21 protein-coding genes and 2 pseudogenes are annotated in these 24,525 nt (G+C 65.3%); 21 read left to right on the top strand and 2 right to left on the bottom strand.

Features of this window, described 5'->3' with window-relative positions; all coding sequences use genetic code 11:
- Positions 1-17: 17 nt before the first annotated feature.
- The 14 genes from frr (at position 18) to AC3A6F_RS17540 (ending at position 14,147) form a co-directional block, all read left to right on the top strand.
- On the top strand, positions 18-578 hold the full coding sequence (gene frr, locus AC3A6F_RS17605; protein WP_487682961.1) for a ribosome recycling factor: 561 nt from the start codon (positions 18-20) through the stop codon (positions 576-578).
- Between the two features lie 140 nt (positions 579-718).
- Positions 719-1,468 carry a polyprenyl diphosphate synthase gene (uppS, locus tag AC3A6F_RS17600; protein ID WP_487682959.1) on the top strand — a complete coding sequence of 250 codons (750 nt, stop codon included), beginning with the start codon at positions 719-721 and terminating at the stop codon, positions 1,466-1,468.
- Positions 1,468-2,298: a phosphatidate cytidylyltransferase gene (locus AC3A6F_RS17595; protein ID WP_487682957.1), complete on the top strand. Its 831-nt coding sequence runs from the start codon at positions 1,468-1,470 to the stop codon at positions 2,296-2,298. The genes uppS and AC3A6F_RS17595 overlap by 1 nt, the downstream gene beginning before the upstream one ends.
- A 12-nt stretch (positions 2,299-2,310) precedes the next feature.
- Complete coding sequence (gene ispC, locus AC3A6F_RS17590) at positions 2,311-3,498, top strand: 1-deoxy-D-xylulose-5-phosphate reductoisomerase (protein WP_487682955.1); 1,188 nt, start codon at positions 2,311-2,313, stop codon at positions 3,496-3,498.
- A 16-nt stretch (positions 3,499-3,514) separates the two neighbouring features.
- Positions 3,515-4,852 (top strand): RIP metalloprotease RseP, encoded by a 1,338-nt coding sequence (gene rseP / locus AC3A6F_RS17585; protein ID WP_487682953.1) that lies wholly within the window; start codon positions 3,515-3,517, stop codon positions 4,850-4,852.
- Positions 4,853-4,945: 93 nt separating this feature from the next.
- Positions 4,946-7,282 carry an outer membrane protein assembly factor BamA gene (gene bamA / locus AC3A6F_RS17580; RefSeq protein ID WP_487682951.1) on the top strand — a complete coding sequence of 779 codons (2,337 nt, stop codon included), beginning with the start codon at positions 4,946-4,948 and terminating at the stop codon, positions 7,280-7,282.
- 39 nt (positions 7,283-7,321) lie between these two features.
- Positions 7,322-7,873 (top strand): OmpH/Skp family outer membrane protein, encoded by a 552-nt coding sequence (locus AC3A6F_RS17575; protein ID WP_487682949.1) that lies wholly within the window; start codon positions 7,322-7,324, stop codon positions 7,871-7,873.
- 37 nt (positions 7,874-7,910) lie between these two features.
- Positions 7,911-8,960 (top strand): UDP-3-O-(3-hydroxymyristoyl)glucosamine N-acyltransferase, encoded by a 1,050-nt coding sequence (gene lpxD, locus AC3A6F_RS17570; RefSeq protein ID WP_487682947.1) that lies wholly within the window; start codon positions 7,911-7,913, stop codon positions 8,958-8,960.
- The gene (fabZ, locus tag AC3A6F_RS17565; RefSeq protein ID WP_487682945.1) at positions 8,957-9,454 is read left to right on the top strand and encodes a 3-hydroxyacyl-ACP dehydratase FabZ; all 498 of its coding nucleotides are present in this window, start codon (positions 8,957-8,959) and stop codon (positions 9,452-9,454) included. Before lpxD ends, fabZ begins: the two co-directional genes overlap by 4 nt.
- 10 nt (positions 9,455-9,464) lie before the next feature.
- Complete coding sequence (lpxA, locus tag AC3A6F_RS17560) at positions 9,465-10,253, top strand: acyl-ACP--UDP-N-acetylglucosamine O-acyltransferase (protein ID WP_487682943.1); 789 nt, start codon at positions 9,465-9,467, stop codon at positions 10,251-10,253.
- 4 nt (positions 10,254-10,257) lie between these two features.
- On the top strand, positions 10,258-11,421 hold the full coding sequence (lpxB, locus tag AC3A6F_RS17555; RefSeq protein ID WP_487682941.1) for a lipid-A-disaccharide synthase: 1,164 nt from the start codon (positions 10,258-10,260) through the stop codon (positions 11,419-11,421).
- Positions 11,422-11,427: 6 nt separating this feature from the next.
- Positions 11,428-12,105, top strand: a complete 678-nt coding sequence (rnhB, locus tag AC3A6F_RS17550) for a ribonuclease HII (protein WP_487682939.1) — start codon at positions 11,428-11,430, stop codon at positions 12,103-12,105.
- Positions 12,102-12,887, top strand: coding sequence for a TrmH family RNA methyltransferase (locus tag AC3A6F_RS17545; protein WP_487682937.1), 786 nt, complete (start codon positions 12,102-12,104; stop codon positions 12,885-12,887). Before rnhB ends, AC3A6F_RS17545 begins: the two co-directional genes overlap by 4 nt.
- A 63-nt stretch (positions 12,888-12,950) precedes the next feature.
- Entirely contained in the window at positions 12,951-14,147 is a 1,197-nt protein-coding gene (locus AC3A6F_RS17540; RefSeq protein WP_487682935.1) for an EAL domain-containing response regulator, read from the top strand.
- 453 nt (positions 14,148-14,600) lie between these two features.
- Here AC3A6F_RS17540 and ppsR read toward each other — a convergent pair whose 3' ends face one another.
- The gene (ppsR, locus tag AC3A6F_RS17535) at positions 14,601-15,449 is read right to left on the bottom strand and encodes a posphoenolpyruvate synthetase regulatory kinase/phosphorylase PpsR (RefSeq protein WP_123071698.1); all 849 of its coding nucleotides are present in this window, start codon (positions 15,447-15,449) and stop codon (positions 14,601-14,603) included.
- 201 nt (positions 15,450-15,650) lie between these two features.
- Here ppsR and ppsA point away from each other — a divergent pair, with 201 nt between their 5' ends.
- The 4 genes and pseudogenes from ppsA to AC3A6F_RS17515 all read left to right on the top strand — a co-directional run.
- A complete protein-coding gene (ppsA, locus tag AC3A6F_RS17530) occupies positions 15,651-18,083 on the top strand; it encodes a phosphoenolpyruvate synthase (RefSeq protein ID WP_487682933.1) in 2,433 nt (810 codons plus the stop codon).
- A 168-nt stretch (positions 18,084-18,251) separates the two neighbouring features.
- Complete coding sequence (locus tag AC3A6F_RS17525; protein ID WP_487682931.1) at positions 18,252-18,674, top strand: NfeD family protein; 423 nt, start codon at positions 18,252-18,254, stop codon at positions 18,672-18,674.
- A gap of 110 nt (positions 18,675-18,784) precedes the next feature.
- A pseudogene (locus tag AC3A6F_RS17520) lies at positions 18,785-18,940 on the top strand (band-7 C-terminal domain-containing protein); the annotation flags it as partial.
- Positions 18,937-19,080, top strand: a pseudogene (locus AC3A6F_RS17515) (SDR family NAD(P)-dependent oxidoreductase); the annotation flags it as partial. The pseudogenes AC3A6F_RS17520 and AC3A6F_RS17515, both read left to right, overlap by 4 nt.
- A gap of 49 nt (positions 19,081-19,129) precedes the next feature.
- Here AC3A6F_RS17515 and AC3A6F_RS17510 read toward each other — a convergent pair.
- A complete protein-coding gene (locus tag AC3A6F_RS17510) occupies positions 19,130-21,325 on the bottom strand; it encodes a TonB-dependent receptor (RefSeq protein WP_487682929.1) in 2,196 nt (731 codons plus the stop codon).
- Positions 21,326-21,446: 121 nt separating this feature from the next.
- Here AC3A6F_RS17510 and AC3A6F_RS17505 point away from each other — a divergent pair, with 121 nt between their 5' ends.
- The 3 genes from AC3A6F_RS17505 (at position 21,447) to AC3A6F_RS17495 (ending at position 24,410) form a co-directional block, all read left to right on the top strand.
- Positions 21,447-22,631 carry a PepSY-associated TM helix domain-containing protein gene (locus tag AC3A6F_RS17505; protein WP_487682927.1) on the top strand — a complete coding sequence of 395 codons (1,185 nt, stop codon included), beginning with the start codon at positions 21,447-21,449 and terminating at the stop codon, positions 22,629-22,631.
- Entirely contained in the window at positions 22,628-22,819 is a 192-nt protein-coding gene (locus AC3A6F_RS17500) for a hypothetical protein (RefSeq protein WP_487682925.1), read from the top strand. Before AC3A6F_RS17505 ends, AC3A6F_RS17500 begins: the two co-directional genes overlap by 4 nt.
- Before the next feature lie 142 nt (positions 22,820-22,961).
- Positions 22,962-24,410: a Ppx/GppA phosphatase family protein gene (locus tag AC3A6F_RS17495; RefSeq protein WP_487682923.1), complete on the top strand. Its 1,449-nt coding sequence runs from the start codon at positions 22,962-22,964 to the stop codon at positions 24,408-24,410.
- The last annotated feature ends 115 nt before the right edge of the window (positions 24,411-24,525 follow it).

Below are 24,525 nucleotides of genomic sequence, written 5' to 3'. Positions count from 1 at the left end.
ACAACAAGGAGAGCAGCATGTCCCTGGCTGACGTCAAAAAGAACGCGCAAGAGCGCATGATCAAGTCCATCGAGACCCTGAAAGCCGACCTGGCCAAGGTCCGCACCGGCCGTGCCCACACCGGCATCCTCGACCACGTGCTGGTCGACTACTATGGCAGCCCGACCGCGCTGCCGATGGTCGCCAACCTGACCCTGGTCGACGCGCGCACCATCGGCGTCCAGCCGTTCGAAAAGAAAATGGCTGCGACCATCGAAAAAGCGATCCGCGACGCCGACCTGGGCCTGAACCCATCGTCGCAGGGCGATATGATCCGCGTGCCGACCCCGCCGCTGACCGAAGAGCGCCGCAAAGAGATGGTCAAGCTGACCAAGTCCGAAGGCGAAGATGCGAAGATTGCCGTGCGCAATATCCGCCGCGATGCCAACGAAGCGCTCAAGAAAATGGTGAAGGACAAGACCGCGTCGGAAGACGACGAGCGCCGCGCCTCGGACGAAATCCAGAAGCTGACCGACAAGGCCGTGGCCGACATCGACAAGATGCTGGGTGAAAAAGAGAAAGAAATCCTGACGGTGTAAGGTCGGGCTCAACGGCTTTCTTGCGGACCGGCCCCGGCAACTTGCCGCGGCCGGTCCGCCTACCTTATGATTGTCCAATTCTGATTGGCCATATGCGCAACGCCGGACGCAAGTCCGGGCGCAGCCCTGCTGGATACAAGATGTTCAAAAGTTCGACCACCGCCGTTCCCGAGACGCCCGCCGTGCCGCGCCACGTCGCCATCATCATGGATGGCAATGGCCGTTGGGCCACCAAACGCCTGCTGCCGCGCGTCGCCGGCCACGTCAAGGGCGTGGAAGCCGTACGCGGCATCGTCGAGGCCTGCGTGCTGCGCGGGGTCGAGTACCTGACCCTGTTCGCCTTCTCGTCCGAGAACTGGCGCCGCCCGGCCGACGAGGTCTCGCTCTTGATGCGCCTGTTCGTGACGGCGCTCGAGCGCGAAGTCTCGAAGATGCACGCCAATAATATTCGCCTGAAAGTCGTGGGCGACCTGAGCCGCTTCGACGCCAAGCTGCAAGAGATGATCGCCAATGCCGAGCGCCGCACCGCCGGCAATACCCGCCTGACCGTCACCGTGTGCGCCAACTATGGCGGCCGCTGGGATATCATGCAGGCAACGGGGAAGATGGTGCAGGCCAACCCCGGCGTGACCGAATTTACGGAGGAAATGCTGGCTCCGCACCTGGCGATGGCATATGCGCCCGAACCCGACCTGTTCATCCGGACCGGCGGCGAGGAACGCATCTCCAATTTCCTGTTGTGGCAGCTGGCGTATGCCGAACTGCATTTCACAAGCACCTTCTGGCCCGATTTCACGCCCGCGGCGCTGGATGAGGCGATCGCCTCGTTCCAGGCGCGCGAACGGCGCTTCGGCCAGACCAGCGCCCAAGTAGCGAAGAAGACCAACTGATGCTCAAGACCCGGATCGTCACCGCGCTCGTTTTGCTGGCAGTCCTGCTGCCGGTGTTGTACTCCAATAATCCCACGGCGTTCGCGGTGGTCGCTTCGGTGTTCTTCGGCGCAGCGATCTGGGAGTGTTTCCGCCTGTTCAATCCGGGCGCGAAGAGCGCGGTGGCGATCGCAGTGGCCTGGACCCTGGCCTTCGCCTATGCCTTCTTCATGCGCGAGCAGGGCGATCCGACGTTCTGGTTCGCCATCGGCGCGCTGCTGTGGGCATTGCGTTTCGCGCCCACCCTCAAGCTCGGCCTGCCGCCGCTGGCCAGCACGCCGAACACGCTGCTGAGCCTGCTGTACGCGATTTCGCTGGTGGCGTGCTTCGCCGCCATCGTCATGCTGTTCCAGTACTCGGCCCTGTTCCTGCTGTCGGTACTCGTCATCGTGTGGTCGGCCGACATCTTCGCCTATGTGTGCGGCAAGACCTTCGGCAAGAACAAACTGGCGCCATCGATCTCGCCCGGCAAGTCGTGGGAAGGCGCCATCGGCGGCGGCATCGTGACCGTGCTGCTGGCCTCGCTCACCGTCCTGTTCGGCGGCGAGGCCCTCGCCAACACCTTCGCGGTGCGCGTGCAGGCCAGCTTCGGCTGGGCCGGCATGCTGGCCGTCATCGCCCTCATCGTCGTCGCCAGCGTGGTCGGCGACCTGTTCGAATCCCAGCTCAAGCGCCGTGCCGGCATGAAGGACAGCAGCAATCTGCTGCCTGGCCACGGCGGCGTGCTGGACCGGATCGACGCACTCGTGCCGGTCCTGCCGCTGGCGGCCCTGATCGCCACCCGGCTCTAGAAGGAAGTCTCCATGCAAGGCATTACCATCCTTGGCGCCACCGGTTCGATCGGCGCCTCGACCCTCGACGTTGTGGCGCGCCATCCCGACCGCTACCGCGTCTATGCCCTCAGCGCGCATTCGCGCGTGGAAGAACTGGCTGGCGCCTGCCGCCAGTTCCGCCCGCAGCGCGCCGTGGTCGGCAGCCCTGAAGCCGCCGCGCAGCTCGCGGCCCTGATCGCCGACCTGCCCACCAGCGTCGAATATGGCGAACAGGCGCTGTGCGACATCGCCTCCAGTGCGGACACCGACATCGTGATGGCCGCCATCGTCGGCGCCGCGGGCCTCGCGCCGACGCTCGCCGCGGCGCGCGCCGGCAAGAAGATCCTGCTGGCCAATAAGGAAGCGCTGGTGATGTCGGGCCAGCTGTTCATGGATGCCGTGCGCGAGCACAAGGCAACCCTGCTGCCGGTCGACAGCGAACACAATGCGATCTTCCAGGCGCTGCCGGCGTCGTATGCGCGCGTGCCCGGCGCTTGCGGCGTGGCCAAGATCCTCCTGACCGCGTCCGGCGGCCCGTTCCTGAATCGCGCCGTCGACACGCTGGGCAGCGTGACCCCCGACGAAGCCTGCAAGCACCCGAACTGGGTCATGGGCCGCAAGATCTCGGTCGATTCGGCCACCATGATGAACAAGGGCCTGGAGGTGATCGAGGCCCACTGGCTGTTCGGCGCGCCGGCCGACCAGATCGAAGTGGTGATCCATCCGCAAAGCGTGATCCACTCGATGGTCTCGTATGTGGACGGTTCGGTGCTGGCCCAGCTGGGCAACCCCGATATGCGCACCCCGATCGCCAATGCGCTTGCGTATCCGGAGCGGATCGATTCGGGCGTGGCCCAGCTCGACCTGACGCAGATGGCCGGGCTGCAGTTCTTCGCGCCCGACTTCGAACGTTTCCCCTGCCTGGCGCTCGCGTTCGACGCATTACGCGCGGGCGGCACCGCCCCGGCCCTGCTGAACGCGGCCAACGAGGTGGCGGTGCAGGCCTTCCTCGAGCGCCGCATCGGTTTCCGCGACATCGACCGCGTGATTCGCCACGCGCTCGACGTCGTGCCGCACGGCCCGGCCCCGTCGATCGAGGCGGTGCTGGCCCAGGACGCGCGTGCGCGCGCGGCCGCCAACGACGCCGTATCGAACGTCGCTTCAGGCTTGCAGCGCTGACCCCCTGGACCCCGCCATGACCATGCTTTACACCGTGCTGGCCTTCGTGCTGGCGCTCGGTCCCCTGATCGTGATCCACGAACTGGGCCACTACCTGGTCGCGCGCGCCTGCGGCGTCAAGGTGCTGCGCTTTTCGGTCGGGATGGGCCGCGTGGTCTGGTCGCGCCGCTTCGGCAAGGACCAGACCGAATGGGCGGTATCCATGCTGCCGCTGGGCGGCTACGTCAAGATGCTCGACGCGCGCGACCCCGAGACCGCGCCGACGAACGACGCCGACCTGGCTCGCGAATTCACGCGCCAGAACGTCTGGAAGCGGATCGCCATCGTGGCCGCCGGCCCATTGTCCAACTTCCTGCTGGCGATCGGCCTGATGGCTGCGCTGTATATGCATGGCGTGGATGAACCGTCGGCGCGCCTGCGCGAGGCGTCGGCGGCATCCGAAGCCGCGAAGGCCGGCGTGCGCGGCGGCGATGCCGTGGTGGCGGTGAACGGCAATCAGGTGCGTTCGTGGACCGAGTTGCGCTGGCAGGTCGTGCAGGCGGCGGTCGATAAATCCGACGCGCGCCTCGAACTGCGCGGCGCCAACGGCGGCGTTTATAGCGCGACGCTGCCGGCGGCCGTGGTGGGCCGGCTCGACGTCGAGACCGACGTGATGGCCGAACTGGGCCTGGACCTGTGGCGCCCGCAGCCGCGCATCGAGAAGGTGATCGCGGATGGGGCAGGGCAGCGCGCCGGCCTGCGGGACGGCGACCTGGTGCTGCGCATGGACGGCAAGCCGGTCGTGGATGGCATCGCCTTCATCGAGGCCGTGCGCGCATCGCCGGCCAGGCCGATGGCGATCGAGGTCGAGCGGGGCGGACGCTCCGTGGCCCTGACCTTGACCCCGGAGCCGGATGCGAATGGCCGCGGCGTGATCAAGGCCATGGTGGCCCAGGCCCCGGAGATGGTGACCGTGAGCTCGGGCCCGTTCGAGGCGATCGCGCGCGGTGCCGAGCGCACCTGGGACACCAGCGTGATGACCCTCAAGATGATCTGGAAGATGATTACCGGGGAAGCGTCGTGGAAGAATGTGACCGGTCCCATTACCATCGCCGATTATGCCGGACAGACTGCAAGAATAGGTCTCGTAAGCTATTTACAGTTCATCGCCTTTATTAGTATCAGCTTAGGAGTAATGAATTTGTTACCAATTCCAGTTCTGGATGGTGGCCATTTACTGTATTATTCGCTGGAAGTTTTGACCGGGCGTCCCCTTCCTGCGCGCGTCGGAGAGTTCGCGCAGCGCGCCGGGGTCGGCCTGCTGTTCATGCTGATGGCGCTCGCCGTCTTCAATGACCTGGTGCGGCTGCTTTAGCGGCCCGCATTCGCTCCCGGAGTCGGGCGCGACATTCCCGGCACAGAATAATATGCAATCGTTGTCCAAATGACTGACCCTTTGATCCAGCCAATGAAATCACAACCAGATCGTTTTGCCCTGCCGTTCATTCGTCGCAGCTTGATCGGCGCGGCCGTGCTGACCCTGTGCGCAAGCAATGCGCTGGCCGCCAACCCGTTCGTCGTCAAGGATATCCGGGTCGAAGGCATCCAGCGGACCGAAGCCGGCACCGTGTTCAGCTACCTGCCGGTGCGCGTGGGCGAGACCTTCGACGACGCCAAGGCATCGAGCGCGATCAAGGCACTGTACGCCACCGGCTTCTTCAAGGACATCCGCCTTGAGGAAGAAAATGGCGTGCTGGTGGTGCTGGTCGAGGAACGCCCGGCGATTTCGTCGGTCGATTTCACCGGCACCAAGGAATTCGAAAAAGACATGCTGGTCAAGGCGCTGTCCGAGATCGGCGTGGCCCAGACCCGCATCTTCGACAAGGCCTCGGTCGACCGCGCCGAGCAAGAGCTCAAGCGCCAGTACCTGTCGCATGGCTTGTACGGCGTCAAGATCACCACCACCGTGACCCCGATTGAGCGCAACCGCGTGACGGTCATGTTCAATATCGACGAGGGTGATGTCGCCAAGATCAAGGGCATCAACATCATCGGCAACAAGGCCTTTTCCGACAAGCAGCTGCGCCAGCTGCTCGAACTGCGCCCGTCGGGCTGGTTCACCTGGTACTCCAAGGCCGACCAGTATTCCAAGCAGAAGCTGACCGGCGACCTGGAGACCATCAAGTCCTGGTACCTGAACCACGGCTACCTGGAAGCCAACGTCGAATCGACCCAGGTCTCGATCACGCCCGATAAACGCGACATCTACCTGACCCTCAACATCACCGAGGGCGAGCAGTACACCGTCTCGAGCGTCAAGCTCGAAGGCGAGATGTTCGGCCGCGAGGAAGAGCTCAAGGAGCTGATCATGCTCCAGCCGGGCAAGACCTATGTCGGCGACCTGCAGGAAGCGACCAACAAGTTCATCGCCGACCGCCTGGGCACCTTCGGCTACGCCTTCGCCAACGTGACGGCCAACCCGGAACTCGACCGCGAGAAACGCGAAGTCGCGTTCACCTTCTTCGTCGATCCGGGCAAGCGCGCCTATGTGCGCCACATGAACATCTCGGGCAATACGGTCACCCGCGACGAAGTCATCCGCCGCGAATTCCGCCAGTTCGAAAGCTCGTGGTACGACGCCAACCGCGTCAAGCTCTCGCGCGACCGCGTCGACCGCCTCGGCTACTTCAAGGACGTGAAGGTCGAGACGCCCGAGTCGCCCGGCACCTCGGACCAGGTGGACGTGAACATCGCGGTCGAAGAAAAACCGACCGGTAACTTCATGATCGGCGGCGCCTTCTCGCAGTCCGAGAAGTTCACCTTCACCGCGTCGATCTCGCAGGCCAACTTCGCCGGTAGCGGCAACACGGTCGGCATCGAACTGAACACCAGCAAGTACAACCGCACGATCGCGTTCTCGCAGACCAATCCGTACTTCACGGACGACGGCATCTCGCGCGCCTTCTCGCTGTACCTGCGCACCTCGCGTCCGCCGGCGCTGAACATCGGTTCCTACACCGTCAAGCAGATGGGCGGCAATATGACCTTCGGCGTGCCGTTCTCCGAATCCGACACCGTCTACTTCGGCGCCGGCCTGGAACGCACCGAGCTGGAAACCGACCAGACCTCGCCGACGGTCTACCAGACCTTCGTGCGCCAGAACGGCGGCCCGGCCAGCGGCATCGGCAAGGCCACCACCAATGCGATTCCGCTGACCGCGGCCTGGGGCCGCGACACCCGCGACAGCGCCGTGACCCCGACCCGCGGCCGCTTCCAGCGCGCCAACTTCGAGATCGACGCGATCGGCGACGCCAAGTACTACAGAATGGTGTATGAGCACCAGTGGTGGAAGCCGCTGACCCGCTGGATGACCTTGGCCCTGCGCGGCGAGTTCGATTACGGCAAGGGCATCGGCGGCAGCGCCTACCCGGTGTTCAAGAACTTCTACGCGGGCGGCATCGGTTCGGTGCGCGGCTACGAGAGCTCGTCGCTGGGCGTGGTCGATCCGCGCTACTACGATGCGATCGGCGGCTCCAAGCGCATCATCGGCAACGCCGAGCTGCAGTTCCCGTTCCCGGGCAGCGGCACCGACCGCAGCCTGCGCTGGTTCACCTTCGTCGACGGCGGCCAGGTGTTCCAGGAAGACGCGAAGATCCGCTACGACGAGTTCCGCTACTCGGCCGGTATCGGCCTGTCCTGGATTTCCCCGGTCGGTCCGCTCAAGTTGAGTTATGCTAAGCCGCTGAATTCGCTGCCGGGCGACCGCCTGGAGCGCTTCCAGTTCCAGATGGGCACCGGCTTCTAAGCGGCCCGCGGAGACCTGAAGAACGATTGCGAGAGACTTATGTTGAAAAATCTGATTGACTCGCTGCCTGGTGGACGCAAGTCCACGGTTCGACCCGCGCTCGGCGCCTCGCTGGTGCTGGCCTGCGTCTGCGCCGCTCCGCTGGCCCAGGCGCAGGCGACCATCAGCCGCATCGGCTTTGTCTACACCGAGCGCCTGATGACCGACTCCAAGATGGCCAAGGCGGCCGACGCCAAGCTGACTGCCGAGTTCTCGAAGCGCCAGAAGGCGGTCGAAGAGATGGTCGGCAAGTACAAGCAGACGTCCGAGAAGTTCGACGCCGAAGCGGCGGGCCTCAATGAGCTGGACCGCACGCGCCGTGCGCGCGAACTGTACAACATGCAGAAGGACGTCGAGCGCATGCAGCGCGAGTTTCAGGAAGACCTGCAGCAGCGCAAGAACGAAGAGCGCGCCGCGATCGCGCAAAAGGCCTACAAGCTGGTCGAGCAGGTCGCGGAACAGGAAAAACTCGACGCCGTGCTGGTCGAGGCGGCGTGGGTGAGCCCGCGCGTGGACATCACCGACAAGATCCTGAAGCTGCTCGACAAATAAAGCAGTACCGATTTTGACTTACACTGGAAAGACCGAGATGGGCATTCGACTGGGCGATTTGGTCGAGCGCTTCGGCGGACAGCTGGTGGGCAACGCGGACCTCGAGGTCCAGGCGATCGCCCCCCTGGACAGCGCCGGCGCTTCGCACATCAGCTTCCTGAGCAACAGCAAGCTGCGCGCACTGGCCGCGCAAAGCCAGGCCGCGGCGCTGATCCTGTCGCCGCTGGACGATCCGACGGTGGCCGCGACCTATGAAGGCGCGCGCATCGTCACCACCAACCCTTACGCCTACTTCGCCCGCGCGGCGCAGTATTTCGTGTCGCTCACCGAGCAGGCGCCGGCGCCAGGCATCCATCCGAGCGCCGTGGTCGACCCCGGCGCCACGGTCGATCCGACCGCCCACGTCGGGCCACACGCGACGATCGAGGCAGGCGCAGTCATCGGCGCCCACGCCGTGATCGGCGCCGGCTGCTTCATCGGGCCCGAGGCCGCGATCGGCGAGCACACGCAGCTGTTCGCGAACGTGACCTTCCATGCGCGCTGCCGCATCGGCAAGCGCGGCATCCTGCATTCGGGCGCGGTGATCGGCACCGACGGCTTCGGCTTTGCCGTCGAAGCCGGCGCCTACATCAAGATCCCGCAGACCGGCCGCGTGCTGATCGGCGACGACGTCGACATCGGCGCCAACACCACGATCGACCGCGGTGCGCTGGACGACACCGTGATCGAAGACGGCGTGAAGCTTGACAACCAGATCCAGATCGGCCACAACTGCCGCATCGGCGCGCACACCGCGATGGCCGGCTGCGTGGGCGTGGCCGGCAGCGCCAAGATCGGCAGCCACTGCACCTTCGGCGGCGCCGCCATGGTGCTGGGCCACCTCGAAATCGGCGACAACGTCCATATTTCCTCGGGCAGCATGGTGTCGCGCTCGGTCCTCGAACCGGGCCAATACACCGGCTTCTACCCCCTGGCCAAGAACGCCGAATGGGAGCGCAGCGCCGCGATCGTGCGCAATCTCGATTCGATGCGCGCCAAGATCCGCACGCTCGAGAAAACCATCAGAAACCTGACAGAACAAAAATGACCACTCCAGAACTCAAGACCCTCGACATCACCCAGATCAAGGAATACCTGCCGCACCGCTACCCGCTGCTGCTGGTCGACCGCGTGCTGGACGTCGAACTGGGCAAGCGCATCGTCGCGATCAAGAACGTCACCGTCAACGAAGAATTCTTCAACGGCCACTTCCCGCACAAGCCGGTGATGCCGGGCGTGCTGATGATCGAAGCGATGGCGCAGACCGCGGCCATCCTGTCGTTCATGACCATGAACGTCAAGCCGGACGAAAACTCGGTGGTGTACTTCGTCGGCATCGACAACGCCCGCTTCAAGCGTCCGGTCGAGCCGGGCGACCAGCTGCGCATGGAAATCGAGATCCTGCGCGTGTCGCGCGGCATCTGGAAGTACAAGGCGGTGGCGACCGTCGACGGCAAGGTGGCGGTCGAGGGGGAGCTGATGTGCACCATCCGCGGCGCCGCCGAAGCCACCATGAAAGGTCCGGAAGCGGCGGCCGAGTAAGGAGAGCCAGATGAGTAAAATCCATTCGACCGCGATCGTCGATCCGAAGGCGGAGCTGGACAGCTCGGTCGAGGTCGGCCCGTATTCGATCATCGGGCCGCATGTGCGCATCGACGCCGGCACCGTGGTCGGCCCGCACGTGGTCATCGAAGGCCACACGACGATCGGCAAGGACAACAAGTTCTTCCAGTTCTGCTCGATCGGCGGCGCGCCGCAGGACAAGAAATGGAACGGCGAGCCGACCCGCCTCGAAGTGGGCGACCGCAACACGGTGCGCGAGTTCGTCACCTTCAACCTGGGCACGGTCCAGGACGAAGGCGTCACCCGCGTCGGCAGCGACAACTGGATCTCGGCCTACGTCCACGTGGCGCACGACTGCCAGGTGGGCAGCAACACGATCTTCTCGAACAACGCCCAGCTCGCGGGCCACGTCCAGGTGGGCGACTGGGCCATCCTGTCGGGCTACGCCGGCGTGCACCAGTTCTGCAAGATCGGCGCCCATGCCTTCATCGGCATGTACACCAGCCTGACCCAGGACGTGCCGCCCTACGTGCTCGTCTCCGGCAATCCGGCCGGCGCGCGTGGCGTGAACCTCGAGGGTCTCAAGCGCCGCGGGTTTACCCGCGAACAGCTGGACGGCATCCGCAGCGCCTATAAACTGCTGTACCGCTCGAACCTGACGCTGGAAGAAGCCAAGACGGCGCTCCTGGCCGAAGAAGAGCGCCTGCCGGCGGCCAGTGCAGACATTCGCCTGCTGCGCGAGTTCCTCGGCGCCGCCACCCGTGGCATCGTCCGCTAACGATATGAACAACGACGTTTCGCTGGCGTTGGTGGCCGGCGAGGCGTCCGGCGACATGCTTGCCGCGCGCCTGCTGGCCGGGCTGCGGCCGCATCTTCCCCAGGCCCGCTTTCACGGCATCGGCGGGCCGCGCATGATCGAGCAAGGCATGGTGAGCGAGATTCCGATGGACACGCTCACGGTGCGCGGCCTGTTCGAAGTCATTCCCCGCTACCCTGAACTGAAACGCATCCAGAGCCGGCTGCGCGACCGTCTCATCGCCGAGCGGCCGGCCGCCTTCATCGGCGCCGACTATCCGGGCTTCAATCTCGGCCTCGAAGAGCAGTTGCGCAGCGCAGGCATTCCGACCGTGCATTTCATCGGGCCGCAGATCTGGGCCTGGCGCGGCGGGCGGATCAAGAAGATCCAGCGCGCGGTCTCGCACATGCTGGTGATCTTCCCTTTCGAGGAAGCGATCTATCGCGAGGCCGGCGTGCCGGTGACGTATATCGGGCATCCGCTGGCCGAGACCATCCCGCTCGTCCCCGACGTCGCGGCGGCGCGCCGCGCGCTCGGATTGAGTGCCGATGCGCGCGTGGTGACGGTGATGCCGGGCAGCCGCATGGGCGAGCTGAAATACCTGGCCGAGCCGTTCATCCGCGCTGTCAAGCTGCTGGCCGCGCGCGATCCTGGCCTGACCTTCGTGGTGCCGATGGTCGGCGAACGCCAGCGTGCCTATTTCGACGAGATCGTGGTCAAGGCCGGCTTGCAGGACGTCGAATTGCAGGTGACTGCCGCCGGCTCGCACACGGCGATCGCCGCCGCCGACGCGGTGCTGGTCGCTTCCGGCACCGCGACCCTCGAAGTGGCGCTGTTCAAGAAGCCGATGGTGATCGCGTATAAAGTAATGGCGGCGTCGTACGCGATCATGCGCCACATGGGCTACCAGCCCTGGATCGGCCTGCCGAACATCCTGGCGCGCGAGTTCCTGGTGCCGGAACTGATCCAGCATGCGGCCACGCCCGAAGCCATGGCCGATGCGGTGTGGGCCGAGTTGCAGGATGCGGCCGGGCGCGAACGGCTGGCCGGGCGCTTCCTGGAGATGCACCATAGTCTGCTGCGCGATAGCGCGCGCGAGAGCGCGGAGGCAGTGTTGCGCGTTATTGGACAGGGCCCCGGGGCCGCGTGAGCTGATATGAGAAAGAAGAAAGTCAATCTGTATCCCGGCCTGCCGCCCAGGCTCCGGCCGTTCACCGAGCTCGATATCGTGTGCGGTGTTGACGAGGCCGGGCGCGGTCCGCTGGCCGGGCCGGTGTTCGCCGCCGCCGTCATCCTCGATCCGCTGCGGCCGATCGAGGGCCTGCGCGACTCCAAGAAGCTGAGCGAGGCGCGCCGCGACCAGCTCGCGCCGCTGATCCGCGAGCATGCGCTGGCCTGGGCCATCGCCGAGTGCTCGTGCGAAGAGATCGACAGCATCAACATCCTGCAGGCGACCATGCTGGCGATGCGGCGCGCGGTGGATGCGCTGCAGACGCTGCCGACGCTGGCCCTGATCGACGGCAACCGCTGCCCGCAAATGGACGTGCGCGCGCATGCGATCGTGGAGGGCGACGACAAGGTCAACGCGATCTCGGCCGCCTCGATCCTGGCCAAGACGGCGCGTGACGCCGCGCTGGTGCGCCTGCACGACCTGTACCCGCAATACGGCTTCGACCAGCACAAGGGCTACGGCACGGCGCTGCACCTGGAGCGCCTGCGCCTGCACGGCCCGTCGCCGGCGCACCGTCGTTCGTTCGCGCCGGTGCGCAATATGCTGCAGGTCGACCTGTTTGCCGAACTCAGTGCCCCCATGACTGAAGCAGAAGCAGTATGAAAACCATCAGCTCGCGCGACAACGCGTTCTATAAAGACCTGAAAAGCCTGGCCACCAGCTCGCAGGCGCGGCGCAAGGCCGGACAAAGCCTGCTCGACGGCGTGCACCTGTGCCAGAGCTGGCTCGACCTGCGTGGCGCGCCGCGCCACTGCGTGGTGTCGGAAGGCGCGCTCGGCAACCACGAAGTGCAGGCGATCGTCGCGCGCTGCGACGCGCTGCGTGCGCCGGTGACGGCGCTGCCCGACGCGCTGTTCAACGCCGTCAGCCAGGTCGAACATGGCGTGCACCTGCTGTTCGTGATCGATTCGCCGCAGCCATCCGCGGCGCCGGCCCTGGTGGGGTCGAGCGTGCTGCTGGACGGCGTGCAGGATCCGGGCAACGTCGGCTCGATCCTGCGCAGCGCGGCTGCGGCCGGCATCAAGCAGGTCTACTGCAGCCCCGGCACCGCTTTCTGCTGGTCGCCCAAGGTGCTGCGCGCGGCGATGGGCGCGCACTTCGTGCTCGACATCTTCGAGGGGGTGGAACTGGCGCCGCTGGTGCAGGGCGCCACGGTGCCGGTGCTGGCCACCAGCGGCTATGCGGCCGAGCGCCTGTATGCGCTGGACCTGCGCCGGCCGGTGGCCTGGGTGCTGGGTCATGAGGGGCAGGGCGTGTCGGATGAATTGTTGAAGCTCGCGACGCACCGGGTCGCGGTGCCGCATGCGGGCCAGGTCGAGTCGCTCAACGTGGCCGCCTGCGCCGCCGTGTGCTTCTTCGAGGGACTGCGCCAGCAGCAGATGTAGCTCTTAAGTATGGACGGCTTCCCTCGCATCGCGTAGGCTGGCGGCTGGGAAACTGGAGCAACGATGGACATCGCGCATTTGCATTTTTTGGTGGCACAAGCCGAGACGGCCCAGCGCAGGGCGCTGGTGGACTTGCTGGGCCAGCTCGGCGCTAGCCGCGTCACCGACGTGCCGGACGGGCATCTCGCGCTGCAGACCCTGGAGGCCGGCCTCGCGCCGGCGGTGAACGTCGCCATCGTCGATCTGGCGATGCCGGGCATGGATGGGCTGGAGCTGATTCGCAAGCTGGGTGAGATTCAAACGCCGGCGCGCCTGGTGGTGACTGGCGCGCAGCCGGCCGATCTACTGTTCTCGGTCGAGTCCCTGGCCGAGGCTTACGGCGTCGAGCTGCTGGGCGTGATCGCCAGCCCGGTCACCGCCGCCAAACTCAAGCCGCTGCTCGACAACTACACTCCGCTGGCGCGGCCGGCGCGCCAGCCGGGTGGTCCGCGCTTCACGTTCCAGCAGATCGGCATCGGCCTGCAGAAGCGCCAGTTCGAGCCCTTCTTCCAACCGAAAATCGAGCTCGCGACCGGCCAGGTGAAAGGCCTGGAAGCCTTCGCCCGCTGGCGCCATCCCGAGCACGGCGTGCTGGGACCGGCGTCGTTCATGGAAGCGCTGGAAGAAAGCGGCCGCATCGACTTCCTTGACTGGAGCATGATCGAGCTGTCGGTGGAGCGCTGCCGCTGGTTCCAGGAGCAGGGCATCCCGGTCCCTATCTCGCTGAACATCGCCCCCGAAACGCTGGCCCATCCGGCCTTCGTGCGCCAGATCGTGGCCTCGCTGGAGCGCCACAAGGTCCTGCCCGACTACATCACCTTCGAATTGCCGGAATCGTCGGTCCTGAACACCAACCCCGATTTCATCGAACGCCTGGTCCGTCTGCGCATGATGGGCTTCGGCCTGGCCATCGACGACTACGGCACGGGAAGATCCAACCTGCAGCTGCTGGCGCGCATCCCCTTCACCGAACTGAAAATCGACCGCAGCTTCGTCGACGGCGCCTCGAAACGCCGCCCCCTCGGCACGGTCCTGCGCAGTTGCCTGAACCTGGCCCATAGCCTGGACCGCATGTCAGTCGCCGTCGGCGTCGAAACCCGCCAGGACTGGGACTTCCTCCAAAGCCTCGGCTGCACCTACGCCCAGGGCTACCACATCGCCAACCCCATGGAAGCCACCGCCTTCCCCCCCTGGCTCGCCGACTGGCGCCAATTCTTCTAACCCCCTCAATTAGGGTCAGAGTAAAATTGTTGAGCAATTTCCCAAATTCGGCCCGCAAATAAATAGGGTCGGAGTCGAATTATTGGCCAATTACTCAGCGGATAATCAGGGTCGGAGTCGAATTAACGGCTCAGCCGTTAATGTTGTCAAACAATTCGACTCCGACCCTATTTAATTTGTAGGTGATATAGCGCTAACACATGGAAGTGCTCGTCCTCTGCGGAATCCTATTTCCCAAGTGCTCGGCCGGCGGTGCTCAAACTGCCGAAATTAATTAGGGTCGGTGTCGAATTGCCGAGCAATTCCCCAAAGTTGTCAAACAATTCGACTCCGACCCTAATTAATGTGCACGAGCTTTTAGGAAAACCAAGGCTCGCTTGTGCAGAATTAATGGGCGCTCGAAAATCTTTCCTGATAATTCGACACTGACCCTAATGGGACCCTAATGGGGAGTTAGTACTCGCGGCGGTCGGGTTTGATTTCTTGCAGGATGGTGGTGGCGATTTCTTCGATGGATTTCGTCGTCGACGAGAGCCAGCGGATGCCTTCGCGGCGCATCAGGTGCTCGGCTTCGTTGACTTCGTAGCGGCAGTTTTCCAGGGAGGCGTATTTGCTGCCGGCGCGGCGCTCGTTGCGGATTTGCGAGAGGCGCTCGGGGGTGATCGTCAGGCCGAACAGCTTGGCTTTGAATGGCGGTAGCGAACTCGGCAGCTTGCCGCGTTCGAAGTCGTCGGGGATTAATGGATAGTTCGCGGCTTTCAGGCCGTATTGCATCGCCAGGTACAGGCTCGTCGGCGTTTTGCCGGAACGCGAGACGCCCACCAGGATCACATCGGCCTCGGCCAGGTTCTTGTGCGATTGGCCGTCGTCATGGGCCAGCGAGAAATTGATGGCTTCGATGCGGTTCTTGTATTCCTCGGTGTCCACTGCATTGTGGATGCGCCCGATCGTGTGCGTCGACTTGACGTCCAGCTCTTGCTCGAGCGGCGCGACGAAGGTCTGGAACAGGTCCATGTGCATGCCGTTCGCCGAGCGGATCACGCTCGACAGGTCGTGCTTTACCAGCGTCGAGAATACGATCGGCCGCTGGCCGTGCAGTGCGAAGCTTTCGTTGATGCGGCGCGCGGCGTCGTGCGCCTTTTCGATCGAATCCACGAACGGCAGCCGGATCTGGCGGAAACGCAGGTCGAACTGGCTCAGCACGGCGTGACCGAAGGTCTCCGCCGTGATGCCGGTGCCGTCGGAAACGAAGAAGACGGTGCGCGAAGCGGTGACTGGAGGAGGCAGGGAATCGTCGGTCATGATGGCTGAATCGGTATGCTTTGCTGACAAAGTAACATCAAAAGTGCGCTGCACTTCACCCTGTCGCGGGGTAAAATGCTCGGCAACGGGTTTTGCATTGTGCTGCACGCGGGCCAGAATAACAAGAACACGTCAAGACGCCCCCGCTTACCGGCACCGACGCGCCAACAGCTTTCCATCATCAAGTAAGGGTGTTTTATCATGACTAACCTAGCTACTCCAGCACTGAAGCCCGACGAGGCGAATCGCGTCTACGTGGCCTCGTTCGAGGACTTGCGCATGACCGACGTCGAGTCGGTCGGCGGCAAGAACGCCTCGCTCGGCGAGATGATCAGCCAGCTGGCCGGCGCCGGCGTGCGCGTGCCGACCGGCTTCGCGACCACCGCCGATGCCTTCCGCGACTTCCTCGACCATAGCCTTGACGCCGGCCCATCGCTGGGCCAGCGCATCGCGACCCGCCTCGAGAACCTGGACGTCGACGACGTGCGCGCGCTGGCGGCCGCCGGCGCGGAGATTCGCGGCTGGATCGTCGAGACCCCGTTCCAGCCTCGCCTGGAAAGCGAAATCCATTCGTTCTACGAGCGCCTGGTTGCCGGTTCGGAAACCGAAGTCTCGTTCGCCGTGCGCTCCTCGGCGACCGCCGAAGACCTGCCGGATGCCTCCTTCGCCGGCCAGCAGGAATCGTTCCTGAACGTAGTCGGCATCGACAACGTGCTCGAAGCGATGAAGCACGTGTTCGCATCGCTCTACAACGACCGCGCGATCTCCTACCGCGTGCACAAGGGCTTCACCCACGCCGAGGTCGCGCTGTCGGCCGGCGTGCAGCGCATGGTGCGTTCCGACACCGGCGCCGCGGGCGTGATGTTTACCATCGATACCGAATCGGGCTTCAAGGACGTGGTGTTCATCACCTCGAGCTACGGCCTGGGCGAGACCGTGGTGCAGGGCGCGGTCAATCCTGACGAGTTCTACGTCCACAAGCCGATGCTGGCCCAGGGCAAGTCGGCCGTCATCCGCCGCAATATCGGCTCCAAGCTGATCAAGATGGAGTTCACCAGCGAGGCCAAGGCCGGCCGCTCGGTCAAGACTGTCGACGTGCCGATCGAACTGCGCAACCGCTATTCGCTGGTCGAGGAAGAAATCATCGAGCTGGCCAAGTACGCGATGATCATCGAAAACCACTACGGCCGTCCGATGGACATTGAGTGGGGCAAGGATGGCCGCGACGGCAAGCTGTACATCCTGCAGGCACGTCCGGAAACCGTGAAGTCGCAGCAGAAATCCACCGATGCCCAGCAGCGCTTCAAGCTGAAAGGTAGCGGCACCGTGCTGACCCACGGCCGCGCGATCGGCCAGAAGATCGGCGCCGGCCCGGTGCGCGTCATCACCGACCCGTCGGAGATGGAACGCGTGCAGCCGGGCGACGTGCTGGTGGCCGACATGACCGACCCGAACTGGGAACCGGTCATGAAGCGCGCCTCGGCGATCGTCACCAACCGCGGCGGCCGTACCTGCCACGCGGCGATCATCGCGCGTGAGCTGGGCGTGCCGGCGGTGGTCGGCTGCGGCGACGCGACCGACGTGCTCAAGGACGGCACCCTGGTCACCGTGTCCTGCGCCGAAGGCGACGAAGGCATGATCTACGACGGCCTGCTGGAAACCGAGGTCACCGAAGTCGCGCGCGGCGAACTGCCGCCGATCAAGACCAAGATCATGCTCAACGTCGGCAACCCGCAACTGGCCTTCGACTTCCAGTCGGTGCCCAATAACGGCGTCGGCCTGGCCCGTCTCGAGTTCATCATCAACAACAATATCGGCGTGCACCCGAAGGCCATCCTCGAGTACCCGAACATCGATGCCGACCTGAAGAAAGCGGTGGAGTCGGTCGCCCGCGGCCACGCCTCGCCGCGCGCCTTCTACGTCGACAAGCTGGTCGAAGGCGTGGCCACCATCGCCGCCGCCTTCTGGCCCAAGACCGTGATCGTGCGGCTGTCGGACTTCAAGTCGAACGAGTACAAGAAGCTGATCGGCGGTTCGCGCTACGAGCCGGACGAAGAGAACCCGATGCTGGGCTTCCGCGGCGCCGCGCGTTACCTGGCGGAGGACTTCGCCGAGTCGTTCGCGATGGAATGCGCGGCCATGAAGCGCGTGCGCAACGAGATGGGCCTGACCAACGTCGAGCTGATGGTGCCGTTCGTGCGCACCCTGGGCCAGGCCGAGAAGGTCGTGGACCTGCTGGCCAAGAATGGCCTCAAGCGCGGCGAAAACGGCCTGCGCCTGATCATGATGTGCGAAGTGCCGTCCAACGCCATCCTGGCCGAGCAGTTCCTCGAGTACTTCGACGGCTTCTCGATCGGCTCCAACGACCTGACCCAGCTCACGCTGGGCCTGGACCGCGACTCCGGCATGGAGCTCTTGGCCAAGGACTTCGACGAGCGCGACCCGGCCGTCAAGGCGATGCTGTCGCTGGCGATCAAGGCCTGCCTCAAGCAGGGCAAGTACGTCGGCATCTGCGGCCAGGGGCCTTCGGACCATCCGGACTTCGCCCAGTGGCTGGTGGATGAGGGCATCGAGTCGATGTCGCTCAATCCGGATTCGGTGATCGAGACCTGGCAGAAGCTGGCCAAGGCCTGATCGCGGACATGAACCATCGAGGGCCGCCGGTGCTACACTGGCCGGAATGATCGCTTTCCAAGCCCTCACGCTAGAACGCCGCAGCCCACCGCGCGGTCATGCAAGCCCTCGCTACCCACTCCGGGTAGCGAGGGTTTTTTCATTCCACGACAAGAAAGAGACCCTGACATGTCCGACTGGACGTACTGGCTGACCGGCGCCGGCATCCTGATCGTGGCCGAGCTGTTCATCGGCACCTTCTACCTGTTGATGATCGCGATCGGGCTGCTGTCCGGCGCAGCCGCCGCCTGGCTGGGCGCCGGCGGCCCGCTGCAGACGCTGGTGGCGGCGATCGTCGGCATTGGCGCCACCATGATCCTGCGCCGAGCCCGCTATGCGCGGCCCGGACGCGGCCAGGCCGCGAACGACCCCAGCATCAACCTCGACATCGGCAGGCGCGTCACCGTGCCGCAGTGGCAGAAGCGGCGCGCGCGCGTGATGTACCGCGGCGCGCTGTGGGGCGTCGAGCTGCGCGCCGGGCTGGATCCGGAGCCGGGCGACTTCGAGATCGTCGAAGTCCAGGGTAACCGCCTGATCGTCGCTCGCCGCTAGCGTCGGAGTAGAACAACCCATCACAAGAAGGGATGCACATGGAACTGTCTTTCAGCGTGGTCGCGATCGTGATCTTCGCAGCGGCCGTGCGCGACGCGGGCGAGCCGATCGGCATGGACGCCGTCAGCCTGCGCGTGGCCGAGCACTTCGTGGACGCGTTCGCGAACCTGGCCAAGACCAGCAACACCCTGATCGTGCCGGCCAACCTGGGCGATATGAGCACCGTGGTCGCCAGCGCGCTGCAGATCGTGAGGGCGCAAAAATGAGCCGGGTCATCGTCATCACCGGAGGGTCGGACGGCATCGGCGCCGAGATGGCGCGCCAGCTCGCGGCCCGGCACGGCGCGAAGGTCAAGCTCGTGCTGGCCGCGCGCAACCAGGGCCCGCTCGACCTGGTCGCCGGCCGGATGGCGCTGGCCGCTGTGAAGGACGACCTGCGGCCACAATGATCCCGGCTTAGAAACCGACCGTCGCCGACACAACCACGCTGCGCGGCGCCGCCAGCACCAGGTAGCCCGCGCCCGGATAACCGCCCGCCGACGCCCAGTAATTCTTGTCCGTGACGTTGTCCACGCGCGCGCGCAGGGTCAGGTCGCGGTCCATGAAGCGGGTGTTATAGGTCGCGCCCAGGTCCAGGCGGGTCCACGAGGGCAGCTTCTGCAGGTTGGCGTCGTCGGCGTATTGCTTCGAGGTGTACACGGTGCGCGCGTTCAGCGACAGCCCGTCCACGCCCGGCACGTCCCAGTCGGCGCCGATGTTCAGCTGCGTCTGTGGCACGCCGATCGCGTCCTTGCCCTGGTTCTTGCCGCCCTCGGTGATGCGCTGCTCGGCGTCGATCAGGGTCAGGCCGCCCAGCACCTTCAGGCCGCGCACCGGGGTGCCGAAGACCGACAACTCGACGCCGCGGTTGCGCTGCTCGCCGAACACGCCGAACACGTTGTTCTCGACATAGGCGCTCGGTTGGCTGGTGGTGAACACCGCCGCGGTCAAGCCGTAACGGCCGCCGTCGTACTTGACGCCAGCTTCGCGCTGGCGCGAGACATAGGGAGCGAACTTGACGCCCGAATTGACGATGCCGACTCCCGATGCCTCCGGGCCGCGCTGCAGGCCTTCGCTGTAGTTGGCGTACACCGACAGGTCCTTGCGCAGCTTGTAGACGATGGCGGCGAAGGGCGTGTTCTCGCTTTCCTCGTAGCCGTCTCTTTCGATGCCCGTGTCGTTGGCGTAGCCATAGTCCTTGATGCGCTGGTGGCGCAGGCCGACGTTGACCAGCACCGTGTCGTCCATGAACGACATGGTGTCGGCGATCGCAAGGCTCGACAGGATCGACTTGCCCGTCACCAGGGGATTATTCATGTCGCCGCCGCTTGGCCAGGCGTCGGGCGGCGGCGGGGCCACGTCGCGCGGCGTGTAGAGGTTGGTGGCGAAGCCCGCGAAGTCGCTCATGCCGAAGGCGTTGCGCGACTCGGAGTGAAAGCCCGAGGCCGACGCGCTCAGCGTGTGCTTGACGGCGCCAGTGCGCAATTCGCCGCGCACGCCCACTTCGCCGGTGCGCACCTGGTCCTTGCGGATATTGTCGAAGCGGCTCATGGTCGCGTCGCCATTGACGGCGTCGACGTCGATGCCGGCCAGGATGTTGAATTCCTGGCCGTTGCGCAGGCCGGCGGCGGCCCAGGCAACCGCGTTCGCGCCCAGGTCCACTTCGGCGCGCACGGTGCCGAAGGTGTGACGCTCGTTCGAGACGGTCCACGGCTGGGCGAAGTTGTGGCGCGAATCCGGCGCCGCGATCATTGGCAGCTCGGGCGCGAGGTCCACGCTCGGACGCGCATTGGTCAGCTGGTGGTCTTGCGCGCCGACGTCGGCCGACAGGCGGTAGCCGCGGCCGCGGTAGTCGACGCCGATCGAATACACGGAGAGTTCGCGCTCCTCGCGGTCGACCGCGGTGTCGCCGTTGCGGTGCGCCACGTTGACGCGCACGCCGGCGCGGCCTTCCTCGCCGAAGCGGCGGCCCAGGTCGATGGCGCCATAGCCCTGGCCGCCGGTCTCGACGCCCACGGTGACTTCGCTCAGTTCCTGGTTGGGGGCGCGCTTGGGCAGGATGTTGATCGAGCCGCCGATGCTGCCGCCGGCCGGCGCCGCGCCGTTGATGAAGCTGTGCGCGCCGCGCAGCACCTCCACCCGTTCCATCAGCTCGGTCGCCACGAACTGGCGCGGCAGCAGGCCGTACAGGCCGTTATACGCCGTGTCGTCCGAGCCGACCGCGAAGCCGCGGATCATGTACAGCTCCTGGTAATTGCCGAAGCCGCGCGCCACCCGCACCGACGGGTCGTTCTGCACCACGTCGGCCACGCTGCGCGCCTGCTGGTCCTGGATCAGCGCATGGGTGTAGTTGGTGCTGTTGAACGGGGTGTCCATGATGTCGACGTTGCCCAAGAGGCCCAGGCGGCCGCCGCGCGCCACCTGGCCGCCGGCATACGCGGCCGGCAAGCCCTGGGCCGAGGCGTCGGCCGAGGCGGTCACGACCACGGTCGCGACGTTCTCGTCGGCTTTCGGTTCGGCCTGCTGCGCGACTGCGGTGCTGGAGGCGAGGAGGGCGGCGGCCAGCGCGGCCGGGGTCAGGCTCAGTTTCAATGTCGGGCGCAGCGTGTTCATGTGTCTTGCTCTTTTTATGCGTTAGAAGTAACGCGCATTCTATGCCCGATGCTTGCTTATGTAAATGAGAACGATTATTATTCATGGTCTGTATCTCTAGCTATAATGCATACCCACTAACATGTCACCCGTTTCCCTGCGCCGCTGGGGCTGGATTCACAAATGGTCCAGCTTGGTCTGCACCATCTTCATGCTGCTGCTGTGCCTGACCGGCCTGCCGCTCATCTATCACCATGAGATCGGCCACCTGCTGGGCAACGAGGTCGAGCCGCCGACACTGTCGCAGCCGACCCCGATGGGCAATGTCGACGCCGTGATCGCCTCGGCCAAGGAGCTGTACCCGACCAAGAAGCCGATGTTCATCTCGCAAGAGGCGGACGTGCCCGAGATCTGGCACGTGACCCTGGCCGACCACATGCAGGACCACGACTACAAGCCGATCGCGGTCGATGCGCGCACCACCAAGGTGATCGTCGAACCGGCCTTCGAGGGCGGCGTGTTCATGTCGACCATGCTGGCGCTGCACGTCGACCTGTTCATGGGCCTGGCCGGCAAGCTGTTTTTGGGGTTGATGGCCCTATTGCTTTTAGTCGCGATTATCAGTGGCGCCGTGCTGTACTCGCCCTTCATGCGCAAGCTCGATTTCGGCACCGTGCGCAAGGAAAAGAGCAGCCGCCTCAAATGGCTCGACATGCACAACCTGCTGGGCATCGTCACGCTCACCTGGCTGTTCGTGGTCGGCGGCACCGGCATGATCAATACCTGGGCCGACCTGATGCTCAAGTATTACCAGCACAATGAGCTGGGCCAGATCCTGGCCCGGTACAAGGACAGGGCGCCGCAGCCGCACACCGCCTCGGTGCACGACGCGATCGAGAAGGCCAGGGAACGCCTGCCGGGTATGCGGGTCGCCTTCGTGGCCTTCCCGGGCACCGACTTCAGCAGCGCCCACCACTACGGCATCTTCATGAACGGCGACGAACCGTTCAGCTCGCGCATGTACCAGCCGGTGCTGGTCGACGCCCACACCGGCGAGCTGACCGACGCGCCGCAACTGCCGTGGTACCTGAAGGCGCTGCTGGTGTCGCAGCCGCTGCACTTCGGCGACTACGGCGGCCAGTGGATGAAATTCCTGTGGGCGGTGCTCGACATCGCGACCATCGTGATCCTGGTGACGGGCCTGTACCTGTGGGTCAAGCGCGGCAAGACCGCCAACGCGACGGCCAAGGCTGCGGCGCTGGACAAGCACGCGCCGGCCCGTGCCCACGAGGCGCCGGCGCTTGCGCGCGAGGGAGGCGCATCGTGAGCAAGACGCCCATGCAGATCTGGGGCGTGCCGATCGTGCTCGCCATCCTCACCACCATCGGCCTGATCTCGGCCCTGCTGGGCGATGGCATCTGGGACGCCCTGTCCGCCGTCACGCTCGCCATTCCCTGCCTTATCGGCGCCTGGTATTGCCTGCGCAGCCGTCCGGCCGCCCGCCAGCACCGCTGAACAGGCGGCATCCTGCAACACCCGGGACACTTTTCGTGTGCCGGGGTTGGTGGCGGCCCGTGCCACGCTGTATACTTGGCGTCTAATCGATCCCGCGCAGCATGAGCTGGCCGCGGGATTCGTCCATTTTCGAAAGGACCTCATGTTTGCAGCCGTCGACCTCGGGTCCAACAGCTTCCGCCTGCACATCGGCGAGCCGCTCGGCGCCCGCATCCACATCGTGCGCACCGCGCGCGATCCGCTCCGCCTGGCGGCGGGGCTCGACAGCGACAACATGCTCACCGAGGCGGCCATGCGCGGCGCGGTCGCCTGCCTGCACGACTTCCGCAAGATCCTCGACGAATACCACCTCGACGCCGTGCGCGTCGTCGCCACCAACACCATGCGCGTGGCAAAGAACGCCGACCAGCTGCTGCCGCAGCTCGAAGCGGCGATCGGGTACCCGATCGAGATCATCTCGGGCGAGGAAGAAGGCCGCCTGATCTATATGGGCGTGACGCGCGCCATCGAACGCCAGGACGAGCGGCGGCTGGTGATCGACATCGGCGGCGGCTCGACCGAGGTCATCGCCGGCACCGGCCCCGAGATCCACCTGGTCGAGTCGTTCGGCATCGGCACGCAGCCGCAGGCCAGGGACTATTTCCCGGACGGCCGCATCACCGCGCGCTCCTTCGATGCCGCCGTCACCGCGGCGCGCGCCCGCTTCGAGGACGCCGCCTCGCTCTATCACGCCCAGGGCTGGGATGCCGCCTACGGCTCATCCGGCACGATGCGCGCCATCTCGGAAGTCATCGGCCGCAACGCGATCGGCGACGGCACGGTGTCGCAGGCCAGCCTGCACGCGTTGCGCGACATCCTGATCGAGCTGGGCCACGTGGACGCCTTTGCCTTGCAGGGCGTCAAGCGCGACCGGGTGCCGGTGATGGTGGGCGGCCTGACGGTGCTCATCGGCGCCATGCAGGAGCTGAAGGTCGAGCGCCTGCACGCGGTCAATGCCGGGCTGCGCCTGGGTGTGCTGTCCGACCTCGAGCTGCGCGCCAACCGGCGCGACCGGCGCGACGCCGCGATCCGCTCCTGCATGCAGCGCTTCCGGGTCGACACCCAGCGCGCGCTGCGCACCTGCGGCATCGCGACCCTGCTGTACGAACGCCTGCAGCCGCAGGCCGACAGCCAGCCGCACTACCTGGCCTGGAGCGCCATGCTGCACGAGATCGGCCTGGCCATCTCGATGAGCGGGTCTCACAAACACGGCGCCTACATCGTCGAGCACGCCGACCTGGGCGGCTTCACCACGCGCGAGCAGCGCCTGCTGGCGACCCTGGTGCTGGGACAGAAGGGCAATCTGCGCAAGATCCGCGACGCGCTGGTCGAGCCGGACCTGGCCAAGGCGGTACTGGCGCTGCGGCTGGCGGTGGTGCTCATGCATGCGCGCGCCGACAACGACATCGGCGGCCTGCGCCTGCGCATGAAAGGCAAGATCGAGATCGACCTGCCGCCAGAACTGCTGGCGCGGCATCCGACGCTGGCGCCGTGGTTCGAGAAGGAAGAGTGTAGCTGGAACGACGTGGGGATAGCGTTCCAGGCAAAGTAGATCAGTCGTCGTTCCCGCGCAGGCGGGAACCTAAGTTTCTTGAGTAACTAGCAGCATCGAATACATCCTCAACGCAAACAGGCTTGGGTTCCCGCCTTCGCGGGAACGACGTGCC

This window comes from Massilia sp. Soil_C_3, from assembly GCF_057657035.1.
This window is presented reverse-complemented; position numbering and strand designations above follow the sequence as displayed.

Coding starts and splice junctions, on each gene's coding strand:
- bamA (WP_487682951.1), top strand. CDS start 4,946: ATGAAATCACAACCAGATCGTTTTGCCCTGCCGTTCATTCGTCGCAGC.
- frr (WP_487682961.1), top strand. CDS start 18: ATGTCCCTGGCTGACGTCAAAAAGAACGCGCAAGAGCGCATGATCAAG.
- AC3A6F_RS17540 (WP_487682935.1), top strand. CDS start 12,951: ATGGACATCGCGCATTTGCATTTTTTGGTGGCACAAGCCGAGACGGCC.
- ppsR (WP_123071698.1), bottom strand. CDS start 15,449: ATGACCGACGATTCCCTGCCTCCTCCAGTCACCGCTTCGCGCACCGTC.
- lpxA (WP_487682943.1), top strand. CDS start 9,465: ATGAGTAAAATCCATTCGACCGCGATCGTCGATCCGAAGGCGGAGCTG.
- AC3A6F_RS17510 (WP_487682929.1), bottom strand. CDS start 21,325: ATGAACACGCTGCGCCCGACATTGAAACTGAGCCTGACCCCGGCCGCG.
- AC3A6F_RS17595 (WP_487682957.1), top strand. CDS start 1,468: ATGCTCAAGACCCGGATCGTCACCGCGCTCGTTTTGCTGGCAGTCCTG.
- ispC (WP_487682955.1), top strand. CDS start 2,311: ATGCAAGGCATTACCATCCTTGGCGCCACCGGTTCGATCGGCGCCTCG.
- fabZ (WP_487682945.1), top strand. CDS start 8,957: ATGACCACTCCAGAACTCAAGACCCTCGACATCACCCAGATCAAGGAA.
- ppsA (WP_487682933.1), top strand. CDS start 15,651: ATGACTAACCTAGCTACTCCAGCACTGAAGCCCGACGAGGCGAATCGC.
- AC3A6F_RS17575 (WP_487682949.1), top strand. CDS start 7,322: ATGTTGAAAAATCTGATTGACTCGCTGCCTGGTGGACGCAAGTCCACG.
- AC3A6F_RS17525 (WP_487682931.1), top strand. CDS start 18,252: ATGTCCGACTGGACGTACTGGCTGACCGGCGCCGGCATCCTGATCGTG.
- lpxD (WP_487682947.1), top strand. CDS start 7,911: ATGGGCATTCGACTGGGCGATTTGGTCGAGCGCTTCGGCGGACAGCTG.
- AC3A6F_RS17495 (WP_487682923.1), top strand. CDS start 22,962: ATGTTTGCAGCCGTCGACCTCGGGTCCAACAGCTTCCGCCTGCACATC.
- AC3A6F_RS17505 (WP_487682927.1), top strand. CDS start 21,447: ATGTCACCCGTTTCCCTGCGCCGCTGGGGCTGGATTCACAAATGGTCC.
- uppS (WP_487682959.1), top strand. CDS start 719: ATGTTCAAAAGTTCGACCACCGCCGTTCCCGAGACGCCCGCCGTGCCG.
- AC3A6F_RS17545 (WP_487682937.1), top strand. CDS start 12,102: ATGAAAACCATCAGCTCGCGCGACAACGCGTTCTATAAAGACCTGAAA.
- lpxB (WP_487682941.1), top strand. CDS start 10,258: ATGAACAACGACGTTTCGCTGGCGTTGGTGGCCGGCGAGGCGTCCGGC.
- rseP (WP_487682953.1), top strand. CDS start 3,515: ATGACCATGCTTTACACCGTGCTGGCCTTCGTGCTGGCGCTCGGTCCC.
- rnhB (WP_487682939.1), top strand. CDS start 11,428: ATGAGAAAGAAGAAAGTCAATCTGTATCCCGGCCTGCCGCCCAGGCTC.